Source organism: Microvirga sp. HBU67558, assembly GCF_018069605.1.
GTDB classification, from domain to species: Bacteria; Pseudomonadota; Alphaproteobacteria; order Rhizobiales; family Beijerinckiaceae; genus Microvirga; species Microvirga terrae.
In genome coordinates this window covers 1-11,366 of the sequence record NZ_JAGPUP010000431.1, presented here as the reverse complement: position 1 = coordinate 11,366, position 11,366 = coordinate 1, and the positions used below count along the sequence as shown (strand labels likewise).

Sequence of the window (11,366 nt, the reverse complement as noted above, 5' to 3'; positions counted from 1 at the left end):
GCGAACAGGGCTGAGGCTCCGCCCCGTTCATAGAGCTGGCAATAGCTGCGATAGGTTTTCTTCTCGATGCCGAGAAAGGCGCAGATGGCAGTCGAGGGCCAGCCGCGTAGGCTGCCGAGGACCACAAGCGACCGATTGCGCACGTGGTGGCCGCCGTGATGAAGCCTGTCCAGCAACCGGTCGAGGTCGGGCACCTCGCCGAGTTCTCCCCGCAGATGGGTGAACGGCATCCTTTGCTGTAGAAGCTGACGCAGCCACGTGAAGGCAGCCTGCCTGGCGACTTCCTTGTGAGTCTTGCGCGCTCGGGAGGATGTAAGTCTCTGCCGTTCGTTCGCCCGGCACTGCCTGGCCACATGCATCAGAAGGGTGACCGCTGACTTGCGGTCCAAGGTTTTGACCTCGTCGTATGCGGCTTCCCACAGCATGCGATCCGTCGGCTTGAGCGACCGTATGTAGTTGCCGACAGCGTCGTACGTTCCGGTATAGCCCTGGTCCCGAATGGACCTGTAGATCTCGCGATAAGAAAAGCTTGGCTGCTCCTCGTCCGACAGCATCTGCTGGATTGTCTGCAAGTATGGCCCCAACTTGGGAAAGACCTGCTCCCGCGGGCCGTAGGGCACCGGCTGCCTCGCCCGCAGCATCTTCCGGACCATATTCGGACTGATCCCGGTCTCGCGGGCGACCTGCCTCTGGGTGGCTCCTTCGACCAAGACCCGGTAGCGGATCCGGGCCCATTGCTCGTGGTCGCTGTACATGAGGTCACCTCACGTGCGACAGCGCTCAATCGGAGCGTCATTGTAACAAAGTCCGAATGGAATGTGAACTGTGGTTCGGCCAGCCGGCCATTTCGTATTATCTGGTTCGGGCAGCCTCCCAGGCAGCGGCAATCCAAGCCGTCGAGGAGATATTGCCGGGTGGCTGGGGTGCGATCGAAGCTACCCTGACGGCTATACGGAAAGAGACTGTAAAGGCGCTCGATCTGCGGCGTGGCGTCCCCCGCCAGATCTAAGTTCCCTTCTCCTCTTGCAGAGGAAAATCAAGGTACCTTACTTTCGTTTGTTGAAAGGCGATCTTCAGCATTCGCCGCCTTCAGGCCGGCCCATATGTGGACGACATAAAGAGAAAGGCGATCTCGCAGCGGCATTTCCTTGTGCGACTTTGGCTTGCTCCTACCAGGAAAGTGAGGGTTGATGCGTTTGAAGCCCCACTGGATTCCCTCTTTGGTGACAGGATCGAACACCTGGTAAAGCTCATCGAGCATCGTAGATGTGAGCTGAGTTCTCAGATTATGCGCAAACTTATTCCGAATAGTTCCAACTGCCTTCAATGCAGCTTTATATTTCGATGGAAAACCTAGGGAGACAGCCAGCTTTATTTTATCGAAATATTCAATATGGATAGTTTCGAATACCTGCTCCGGTATCCGTCCTTCCAAGAAAACATTCAATTCGTGTTCTATATATAGATGGCTTCTGATGATCGCAGCTAGATCATCCTCTCCAGTGAGGGCCTTAGAAAACTCCATGGCATCCGCGCCGAAGAGGGATTCAGTCTCGTCCATTGCGCTCCCCAATCGTTAGGTGAGATCTAACGGAGCACGCCTACATAGAACGCTCAACCCTCTCTTCGCCTCTCCCCGCTGTATCCTTCGAATGACCTACTCCCACGAGACCATTGCCGCCCCCGATCTCACAGGCGAGCTAATGCGGTCTGATTTAAGAGCAAGCGCGCAAACAAGAGTGTGCATACTCTCACAGTAAGGTTACGCTGAAACGTGCGATAACTGATCATCAAGGATGATGGTCATGTCGCAGAACGCACTTTCCTTCGTACTCGGCACAGTGGCTCCTCTCGCAATCGTCATGTGGGTCATCTTCCAGTAGCGGCGGACCTGTCATCGCGCCTAGGGGGTCCGCTGCACTCGTGATTTGTGCTCGTAGCTACCTGACTTACAGTTCACTCCCTTTGCCGATTAGGGCGCAGGGATCAGCAGTCGTCTGCGTACGTGCTTTATCGAACTGACTCGCAACGACCTGTTACGAGAGTAGAGAGATCATAGATCAGAAAAGTTACGGCTGATTTTTCGGCCCACGCCCGTACCCGGAGGACATGCGTCGAGGCGGAGCGAAAATTTTTAACAGGCGTCATGACAAAGTCGTCTGCATTTGAACCTTGCTGGAGCACAACCCATTGCTGCGCTGTCCCATCTTTCCAGCGGAGCATGCCTGTTGCTGTGTCGACGAGGATGTCGGTCCACCAGTTCTTCCAGAAATCATTTTTGAATCGATCGACTACTCCGTCGTCCGTCATCGTGACGACGTCCCGCGCAGAGCAGCGATAGAGTTCCCCCTCAGCCGCCTGCGTTGGCTCCACGCCGAACAGCAGGACGGCGGCGAGCGCGATAATCGTCCCTCTCATATTGGCCTCCCTATCCCGATTATTGCGAACGACTTTCGCCCGCAACCATCGTGCCAATGAGCTTACGGAGATAGCTGCCTTAGCGTCAGGCTACCGGAAGAGTTAACCCACCCGTGCCCAGTTACTGCCACGTTCGCGACCGCCCACCAGGCAAGCTCTGGGCGAGATGTTTCACTCACGTAGCCTGAAAAGCCGCACCACCTCGGGTAGGAACAGCGGAACGGATAGGAGGCCAGACAGTACAGTTACTGAACCCTGCTCCGATTTCCTTCCGCCGACGTAGGGGAGGGCTCCTGAGGTAGGATCACACAAAGCCAGCTATCGTTCTCGTCCCTGGAGGTGCGGCAATCCCTCTTGACTTGGATTTGGAGCACGCCCCCCGCTGCTCCTCATCCAGGCGGGGAGAGGCCGGGGACCTGTTCTTCTCGGCCTCTCCCTCGCCAAGCATTCGCGCGGGCCCTTCTCACGCTGCTGGACCGGAAACCGAAGATCGTCGAGGAGGTCTTGGGCTGAACGTGCGAACGAGGGGGACTGATAGACGCTAGGCGCTGATCTCCTGGAGACGGCCTCCGCCCGGTTTCACGGTTTCAGGTTTCACGGTTTCATGCCGGGATTCTCGGGAAACCGAGACGGCTATATGGCAAAGAATGCCCATGACGATGCCGAACAAAAGGTACTGAAGGCCTTTGTCTATTACTGCGCCGGTGTTCTCGGCAGCAAAGTATCTTCCCGCCAACTCCTGCCTATCGTAGACGGCGAGAATGATGCCCGTTGCAGTTCTAAGGACGCCGTAGGCGAATGCTAGATAAGCCGTAAGCTGCCCCATCCGAACGAAAAACATCGATGTTACCCCCCCTGAGTAGCTACAAAACCGATCTTTGCAGCGTCGGAAAACAGTCAGCAATAGCATCACATTTGGCTGCGCGGGTTTTCCCGTTCGATTTCATCTCCTCTTTGCTGTTCGGGGACAAGGATTTGCAGTCCTCTGCGCCACTGCCCTGCCTAGCGCGAAAATGATCCGCTCGGGGTACAGCTCTTGCCCCGGTCCTGAACGTCTAATGCCAGCTATGGTCCTCTATCGAGAGTGATGAGGCTGAGAATTAGGCAAGGACGGGTTGAGGAATCATGACAACCTTTTTCTCGATGATGGCGTTATTCGCGGTGATAGGTGTAATCGGCCTCTTCTTCAGGGAAAGCGAGGAGAGCAGACGCGATCGGATCAGGACACGCCAGATCGAGAGGAACTTCGAGCGTAGAATGAACAAGATCAAGAACACTCCAGTCGGGCCAATTCGCTTCTCTAAGAAACGCAGCAGCGGCCAAAGCAAGAGCAGGCGCTGATCGTCAGGAGGCCAGCGCCTCTCGGTTGTCTCTAGATCGGCAAGTCTTATTGAGTATTCACGACTCCGCCGACGCGCTCGCCTGAGCGGATTTTACTGAATAGATGTGGCGGCGTTCCATAAGATGCCGCGAAGACTACACGAACACTCCAACTCGCGTTCCATACTGATGATTATGCGAAATTGAGAGCACCGTGTACTCTCTCGGGGAAGCTGCTATGTTCGAGCCTGTTTTCGGGGGCTGTAATGAAAGTTGGTTTCGCTATCGCGGCACTGCTGCTCTGTTTCTCTACAAGTGCGCACGCCCAAGACAGTCAATTTACGGGCAATTCTATGTATAAACCATGCGCAGATGCATTGCAGGATAACGCATCAACGCAAATATTCAGGCAGGGGCAATGCAATGGTATTGTAACTAGTATTTATTATTTCGGCGAGAACCTATCGCCAAGTCGTCGTTTCTGTTCTCCAGAGGGTGCAAGCTCCATTCAAGCATTACGGATTGTCGTCAACTACATGCAGGCTAACCCTGCTAGGCTTCACCTTCCATTGTTTGTCCTCGTCACCGACGCATTGCGCGCCGCGTGGCCCTGCCAGAACTGAGAGCCTCACAAATTCTCCGATAGGCCCGACGCTTCGCCCGGGCGACGGCCTCCAGGCCTGGCAGCTATATGCGCGAAGCTGTAAGCCAGGGGCATGACCAATATCGATCTCTCTCCTGATCTTCGTGACCGCCGCCGTGCTGCCTTCCATGAAGCTGGCCATGCCGTCGTTGCCTGGGCTCTCGGTTTGGAGGTTGGATGGGTGCGCTTGCTGCCAGAGACAGGGAATTCGGCTGGAGCGATTGATCGCCAGACGGCCGATCACCTTCCCCCTGAGGATCAGATCGCCGTGCTGATGGCCAGTTGGTGGTCAACCGATATGTGTGACGTTCCCCAACTCTATCCTGCCGAGTTCGAGATGGATGAAGTCCAAACGTATATCGTCATGCGTCGGACCTACCCCGATGATGACGAGGCGCAAGAGGACCTGCGCGAGCGCGGACGTGCGAGGGCACGGGAGCTTGTCATGCGCCATGCGAGGAGCGTCATTCTGATAGCTGAAGAGCTGGAGCGCCGCGGTGAACTTTTAGCTGGAGAGGTCGCTCGGCTGCTCACAGGTCCTGATAGCCCTGCCGCTGCTTGACCCGGGCAATCGCCTCCAGCGCCTGCCCCGCTGCGATCTCATCCTCATGGATCTCGACCAGCTCTTGGCCAATCATGCCGATCCGGCCCCAATTGCGCACCAGCCGGATCGTTCCGAACAGGTCGTGCTCGATCATCAGCGAGTAGAAGCGGCGGATCACCTTCTCTGGGTGATCCGCCGCAGGGCAAGATGGAACTCGATGGAGGGACGCTCGTCATCCATTACGACTCTAGCTCGTTATCAACTGACAAGCTCCCCGGTCAGGAAGGAGCTCACGATGAATGACTTCAGCGGGTATTTGCCGTGGCTCCTGCTTGCCCTGGGCGGTGCGATATCGGCTATGTTGTTACTTTATGGGCTTGGATTTCTGTAGACTTCCAAAAACCCAGCTCCGCTCTTCCCTCATCAGCCTCGGCTCTGCCAAGGCCCTTCTGCACATGAGCGTATTAGCCTTGCGGGTGGTCGGGCACATGACCGTCGACCAAAGCGCGCCAAACGGGCTGCTAATGGTAGCGTTTAAACGCAAGCCTCAGGAAGCCTCTCCAGGCGCGGTTTCCTGCTGCCGGCAACGATCCCGCCAGTGGGTGCTGAAAGCCTGTCAGCGGACGGGGCCGAGCGTTCTGACAAGGTGGGCTTACCGATTAATCTCTGTAGTGGGCGACCGTCATGTTATCGCGGCCTGCATATGTTCCGGGCCTGATCACGCTACGCCCCTGTCACAGTGAATGGGCTGTCACAATTGTCACAATGGTCATCAATCATTCTCCTCCAGGAGTGTCTCGGCTGTCGTCAGACTTTGTGACGCTTGTGACAGTTGTGACAGGGGCGTCGTTGTGACGGTACTGTGCCCGTCCAACCTTCGTGATTTCCCCGGCCGCACTCATCCGGGTGAGCAACTGCCGGACGTTGTCGTACGAGAGGCCGGATAGGTCCGTGACCTCACGCGGCGACAGCGGTTGAGCCGCTTCGGAGAGGATATCGAGTATCGTGGTGCGTTCGTCAGAACGTCGAACCTCGGACACATCCCCCATGACGAACCAGCGGCAGTCCCCCTTGTTGAATTCGACAGCGCTTTCAATCTCCTCGATGTCGCGGCCCCGCCCGTAGAGGGTCGCGCCATTGCTGTCGCGGTCGAGCACGATGGTCGTGTCGGCCGCCCCGGAGAGCCCGAGCGTACCGCTGACCTTCTCGAAGGGATCGGTATCACTGCCGCCCTTGCGGGTATGGTGCACTACGATGATCGCAACACCGAACTCGGACGCGAGGGCCTGCAAGCCTTTGATCGCGTGGTAATCGGCCTCGTACATGTTCTCACGGTCACCTCGGGCGGGTTTGAACATGGCAAGCACGTCCACGATGATCAGGCGCGGGTTCTGTGCGCTCGTGATCCAATCCCGGATTGCATCAAGGCCACCCTCGTTGGCGCGCGGCCACTCGGTCGCATATTGAAAACCCTCAGGCCACTCGTTGAGAGGTCCGAGAACCTTGTCGATGCGCTTCCGCAATCTGCGCTCATTGTCTTCGAGAGCGAGATAGAGAACGTCGCCATGCTCGCACTTAATCCGGCCCAGACAGACCTCGCCCATGGCGACAGCGAGGCCCATCTCAAGCACGAGCCAGCTCTTGCCAAGCTTGGGCCGCCCAGCCAGCAGCGTGCAGCCTTCAGCAATATAGTCAGGTACCACGTAGCGGATCGGCGAGAATTCTCTCCGGCGCAACTCGCGGGCCGATCTGATCCTTAGCTTCGGCCTTCCACTCTTACCGTTGCAATCCGGCTTGATAGGAAATGGCTCGTCGAGCGGTGGGAAGTGTTCAACCGTGTAGAGATTGGGATTAAGCACGGCGCTGCTCCGCGAAGAAGAGGTCGTTCAGATCCGCACGGGATGCGGTCGGGGTGATCAGGTAGGCTTCGGCGCCGGAGGCTTGCCAGCGCCGCGCCGTTGATCGTGCTGCCCGGATGCCGGTCTCGTCGTGGTCTACCGCGAGCCAGAGGCTCTCAATCACTGACAGCACAGGGAACGTCTCGACGCCACCGGCTGAGATCAGCGACCAGACAGGGGAGCTTCCGAACTCAAGCAGGTTGCGCAGACTCAGGGCGCTCTCGATGCCTTCACCGATACCTAAGCAGAGCGTCACAGCCTCGTCGGGCGTGAGCTTGATGGCTCCGCCCGCGATCGGCCCGAGTGCCAGCCGGTCCTTGCCGTTGGTATTCGCCTTGTGGCCGTCTCGGGTGAGGGCCGTGCGGTGGATCGCCATGGGCTTGTTCGTCACCACATCCCGCACAAGGCAGACCATGGCGGGCGTCCGCTCCCCAGCGAATGGGCAGGCCGGATGAAACCGGATCGCACTGCAGGCCGCCTCATCAGGCAGGACGAGCCCGCGCCGGTTGAGATACGTTTCGACCGGTGTTCCGCGTGGATGACGGGCCTCGTCCCAGATGACAAGTGCTTGGGCCGTGCGCTCGGCTTCGTCTGGACTTGTGACAGGAGCGGCGGGGGAGGGCGCCAGTTGCGCCTCCCTGCCGGATGCCAGTCCCAGCCGCTCTTTCACGTAGTCGCGGATGGACAGGGGATCGTCACCCGCGAAGGAGTGGATGAGGAACCCGCCGGGAGCCTTAGGATCGAAGCGGAGGGAGGCCGAGCGATCCTGCCGCGAGTGACCGGGCGGCGCGAAGAGGATTTGCTGCCCGACAACATCGCCGCCGAGAGCTCGGGCAGTCGAGCGAAGATCGAGGCTGCTCATGACAAGCTCCAGCTGTTCGAAGTGTGGAGAGCGCCAGCCTCGTTGTGGCGGTCGTGGCCTTCCTGCCACCGCTCGCCCGTGCGGCGAGCGCATTTCTCGACGACCGCCGCGACGGCATCGCCGAGGGTGATCCAGTCCCCGAGGTCATCAGGAGCCTCCGGGATCAAGGAGATGCGGAATTCTTCAGTCATGGCGCACCTCCGGCGCGGGGCCGAGCAGCTCGACAATGACCGATGCTTGGGCGGTGCTGATGCGACAGCGGTGGGCGATCCGCCGCGCAGCGTAATCGAGCGACGGGCGGTCCGAGTTGGCGGCTGGCTTGCGCGTGCCGCCGGTCATGGTGTAGGAAGACATTGCAATCTATCCTTCAAGCCCCGCCGGACACCCGTTCGTGCGGGGTTCCTTTTGCGGTCGGCTTGCAAAGATTTGATGATGATGATCAGGCCGCGAACTGCTGGCGCTCAGACGTGCTGTTGACACGCGGGCCGATCTTGGCCGCCGCCCATTCGTCCAAGCCGTCTTGCGGATAGAGCGGGAAGCGGCCAGCGTATTCCATGGGAGGCCCTCCGCCGACGCAGGCCAGTTTGGCGAGGGTGCGGGTGCCATAGGACAAGCCCCACGCCTCCTTCAGGTAGTCGCTCGCCGCATCGCGCCGGAAGCGACGCTTCTGCTTCGAGGAACTGTGTTCGATGGACATTGAAACCTCACGTCATCTAAGAGCAGTGCGCTCGGGTTGACCTGAGGAAGTTCTCAGAAGCTGAGGCTATTTGAAAACATTGGGCAACTTGCGAAATCAGTGCCTAATTTGCCCAATGTCCGATCAGTGTTCCTCGGCAGTGCCGCATGAAGGGGGTAGCTCGCCCTCACAACGGGTTCTTGCGTTTGCCATGGAAACGGATTTTCGCCTTGGGCGCGCCCCCGATCGGACGCGCTGGAACTCTCGACTGATCGTCTCAGGACTATACGGTTTACCTCGGGTAGTTACGATGCCGATGTCATTGAGTACGGCTGACGCAAAACGTATGTAGGGACTGTTTGCTTTACCTGTGGTGCCTTCAATGTAATTGTGGGCGCGACCTATCTTAGCTTCTCGTCCAAAGTATCGCTCGAATATCCTCGGCAAATACTCAACAATGAGCCACTCCCGAGCATTTCTTTCTCGGGGCATTGGCGCATCGATAGGTATCCTATTCCGCTCCTGTCGTGCGACACGGGCTAGCCGAGCAAGTCCGATAACCAAGCCCTCCATCGAGGCTGCTCGGTCTACCCGCTTTCTGCGCAGGTTTCCTTCCCTCGTCGGGAAACTAAAACGAAAATTCAGCCGCGCCAATTTACCTGCGTTGCTACCCGATAGGAGCTTTCTCAGGTGCCTTGCTGTTCGCTCTATTTCTTCAAAGTGGTCTGCGAACTCGCGCCGTTGCCGACTGCTATCCAGCCACGCATAGACACTCGCGTCGACAGCGGCTTCATTGATGTCACGCCGTAGTCGGCGGCGGTTGATCCGTTTGCGAACGAACTCGCGCCCTACAGCGTCCAGAATATGCTCAACATCAGCTTGCTTTATCGCCTGAGCCAAGCGCGCTTCAGCAAGAAGACGAGAAGATGATTTTTCACGTGGAGATATAAGGCCCTGCATTACGCCGTAGCTCCATGCAACCCAACGATTTCTGCGCGCGGCAATCCGCCTTCCATCGCCATCGCAATGTGCCGAGAGACGCGGTCCGCTGCCGCGATAAGAGCGGGATCGAGCTTGTGGATATAGCCACGTGTCGTGCCGCCACTTGAGTGCCCGAGCATCGCGCCGATGGTTGCCTCGGTGAAGCCGAGGTCGTCGGCTACGGACGCGAAGGCATGGCGGAGCCCATGCGGCGTCAGGGTCGCAATCGACGGCTCGGCGAGTTCTCTTCCGTCTGGCGTCGTGGCGTTCCGTATCCGATCCCATGCCTTCGGCAGCCCGCGATACGGCTTCGGGCTGCCCTCGCCGTCCGGTATCGTCGATTCCCGCAGGGCCGGAAACACATAGGTGCCGTTGCTGCGGTCGAGGACGGCGCGAAGGGCCTCCAGCGCGGGCGTTCCGAGCGGGCGCATGCTGGCCCCGGTCTTCGTGTCGCCAAGCCTCAGGCAGGATCCGCGCAGGTCACACTCAGTCTGCTTGAGCCCGGCGATTTCGCCAGCCCGGCAACCTGTCAGGGCCAGCAGGCGCATGGCCTCCATGGCCTGCCACGGCTCCCCTCTCGCCTCAGCAGCAGCGAGCGCCCGGCCGAGAGCGGCGTACTGGCTCGTATCAAGATGGATCTTGCGCTTATTGTAGGAGGGTAGCACGATGCCGCGTGCCGGGTTATCGCCTCGGCGGCCCTCTTCCACCGCATAGGTGAGGATGGCACTCAGAAGGACCATGGTGCGGGTCGCGGTGCCCTTTCCGCCTTTGACTATCGCACGTCCGCGAGCCTTGGTCTTCACGTCGGCGGCGGTCTTACCGGCAATCACATCGCGCAGAAAGGCCCGCAGGTCCGCCGTAGTCAGATCCTTGATCGTGCGGTGCCCAAGCAGGGGGATAATATGGCGTTCGACACGTCCCTTGTCGGTGTAAAGAGTGGAGGCCTTTTTGGCCCCGCCCCGACGCGTGATGATCAGGCCCTTCTCTGCCTTCTCCAGATATTCCCGACAGAGGTCCGCCACAGTCGCTGCCGTGCGATCCGCCGCCCTGGTTTCGGCCGGGTCCTCACCCTTCGCCACCCTGGCCAGAATAGCCCGCGCCTCGTTGCGGGCCTCGTCAGGGGTCAGCACGCCATAGCGCCCGATGGTGACGCGGCGGCTGCGGGCGTTCCTGTTGCGGTACTGGACAAGGAAAGACTTAGCGCCGCTCGGCTTCACCCTAAGCCCGAACCCCGGCAGTTCGTTGTCCCAGGCAAATATGTCTCCTCCGGCTTCCAGCGGACGGATCGCGTCTATCACCCGCTTGGTCAGTTTCGGCATCGGGTAAGCACCGGGTAAGCAGAAAGCGGTAGTCTTGGGTCAGATCAGGTAAGCGCCGTCATTCTGGCGGCCCCCCGGAAGTCCTTATAATTTAACGGCTTGGTGCATTCCGGTCAATTCGGGTAAATCAAGGAAATGAGTGGACGACTGCCCTCCGAAGGCAAAGGTCACACGTTCGAATCGTGTCGGGTGCGCCATTCATTCTCGATGACATAGTTATAGAAGACACGCCGTTCTGATTGCTTCGCGCAAGCAATCGGTGGGTGAGCGAGGCCGTTTCATTCATTGGATTCGGCTCCCGAATGGGTCCGATGCTTTAGCGGGCCCATTACGGCACTCAGGGACATAGAGAGTTTGTGGTGTGAGTTTGTGGTTCGGATTTTCTGACGACTTCGCGAGACGAGCGATTGAAATGAAGTGCACCTGCTTGGCCAGCGGGATGGTAGCCCCGGACGGCCGGGGCTACCAGGGAGCCTAGCAACAGTTAGATGACGACGAAGTCAGCGGCCGTCATCTTCAGGTGAGCGTCGAGTTTGGCGAACTTGATCGCCGCGCCGCTGCCGGAGCCGTCGGCATCGTATGACAGATCGCCCGTCTTGCTGTTGTAGATAACGCGGTCGGTGGAATCCAAGGCTTTCTTGCCGATCACGAACTTGCTGGCCGCCAGGGTTCCCGTCGATCCGAGCTTGGTGAAAACCGAGTCGT

12 protein-coding genes, 1 tRNA gene and 2 pseudogenes are annotated in these 11,366 nt (G+C 58.7%); 3 read left to right on the top strand and 12 right to left on the bottom strand.

Annotation, left to right across the window (positions count from 1 at the left end; translation table 11 throughout):
- The 4 genes and pseudogenes from KBI52_RS04505 to KBI52_RS04490 form a co-directional block, all read right to left on the bottom strand.
- Positions 1-755, bottom strand: a pseudogene (locus tag KBI52_RS04505) (hypothetical protein); the annotation flags it as partial.
- 281 nt (positions 756-1,036) lie between these two features.
- On the bottom strand, positions 1,037-1,561 hold the full coding sequence (locus KBI52_RS04500; RefSeq protein ID WP_210805649.1) for a hypothetical protein: 525 nt from the start codon (positions 1,559-1,561) through the stop codon (positions 1,037-1,039).
- A 449-nt stretch (positions 1,562-2,010) separates the two neighbouring features.
- Positions 2,011-2,418: a hypothetical protein gene (locus KBI52_RS04495; protein ID WP_210805647.1), complete on the bottom strand. Its 408-nt coding sequence runs from the start codon at positions 2,416-2,418 to the stop codon at positions 2,011-2,013.
- Positions 2,419-2,959: 541 nt separating this feature from the next.
- Positions 2,960-3,259, bottom strand: coding sequence for a hypothetical protein (locus tag KBI52_RS04490; protein ID WP_210805645.1), 300 nt, complete (start codon positions 3,257-3,259; stop codon positions 2,960-2,962).
- Positions 3,260-4,004: 745 nt separating this feature from the next.
- On the opposite strand from KBI52_RS04490, the gene KBI52_RS33930 reads away from it, so the two are divergent.
- Both KBI52_RS33930 and KBI52_RS04485 read left to right on the top strand, forming a co-directional pair.
- Positions 4,005-4,361: a Rap1a/Tai family immunity protein gene (locus KBI52_RS33930; protein WP_262273058.1), complete on the top strand. Its 357-nt coding sequence runs from the start codon at positions 4,005-4,007 to the stop codon at positions 4,359-4,361.
- Between the two features lie 93 nt (positions 4,362-4,454).
- Positions 4,455-4,943 carry a hypothetical protein gene (locus tag KBI52_RS04485; RefSeq protein WP_210805643.1) on the top strand — a complete coding sequence of 163 codons (489 nt, stop codon included), beginning with the start codon at positions 4,455-4,457 and terminating at the stop codon, positions 4,941-4,943.
- Here KBI52_RS04485 and KBI52_RS04480 read toward each other — a convergent pair.
- The 7 genes from KBI52_RS04480 to KBI52_RS04450 form a co-directional block, all read right to left on the bottom strand.
- A complete protein-coding gene (locus KBI52_RS04480; RefSeq protein WP_262266499.1) occupies positions 4,912-5,103 on the bottom strand; it encodes a WGR domain-containing protein in 192 nt (63 codons plus the stop codon). The two genes, KBI52_RS04485 and KBI52_RS04480, sit on opposite strands and share 32 nt — an antisense overlap.
- Before the next feature lie 598 nt (positions 5,104-5,701).
- Positions 5,702-6,784 (bottom strand): AAA family ATPase, encoded by a 1,083-nt coding sequence (locus KBI52_RS04475; RefSeq protein ID WP_210805641.1) that lies wholly within the window; start codon positions 6,782-6,784, stop codon positions 5,702-5,704.
- Complete coding sequence (locus KBI52_RS04470; protein WP_210805639.1) at positions 6,777-7,685, bottom strand: toprim domain-containing protein; 909 nt, start codon at positions 7,683-7,685, stop codon at positions 6,777-6,779. The genes KBI52_RS04475 and KBI52_RS04470 overlap by 8 nt, the downstream gene beginning before the upstream one ends.
- Positions 7,682-7,876 (bottom strand): hypothetical protein, encoded by a 195-nt coding sequence (locus KBI52_RS04465; RefSeq protein ID WP_210805637.1) that lies wholly within the window; start codon positions 7,874-7,876, stop codon positions 7,682-7,684. Before KBI52_RS04465 ends, KBI52_RS04470 begins: the two co-directional genes overlap by 4 nt.
- On the bottom strand, positions 7,869-8,039 hold the full coding sequence (locus KBI52_RS04460) for a hypothetical protein (protein ID WP_210805635.1): 171 nt from the start codon (positions 8,037-8,039) through the stop codon (positions 7,869-7,871). Before KBI52_RS04460 ends, KBI52_RS04465 begins: the two co-directional genes overlap by 8 nt.
- Before the next feature lie 85 nt (positions 8,040-8,124).
- Positions 8,125-8,382 (bottom strand): hypothetical protein, encoded by a 258-nt coding sequence (locus tag KBI52_RS04455; RefSeq protein ID WP_210805633.1) that lies wholly within the window; start codon positions 8,380-8,382, stop codon positions 8,125-8,127.
- Positions 8,383-9,320: 938 nt separating this feature from the next.
- Positions 9,321-10,661 (bottom strand): integrase arm-type DNA-binding domain-containing protein, encoded by a 1,341-nt coding sequence (locus tag KBI52_RS04450; RefSeq protein WP_210805631.1) that lies wholly within the window; start codon positions 10,659-10,661, stop codon positions 9,321-9,323.
- A 104-nt stretch (positions 10,662-10,765) separates the two neighbouring features.
- Here KBI52_RS04450 and KBI52_RS04445 point away from each other — a divergent pair.
- A tRNA-Arg gene (locus KBI52_RS04445) sits at positions 10,766-10,858 on the top strand.
- 287 nt (positions 10,859-11,145) lie between these two features.
- Here the strand turns inward: KBI52_RS04445 and KBI52_RS04440 are convergent.
- Positions 11,146-11,366 (bottom strand): annotated as a pseudogene (locus tag KBI52_RS04440) (calcium-binding protein); the annotation flags it as partial.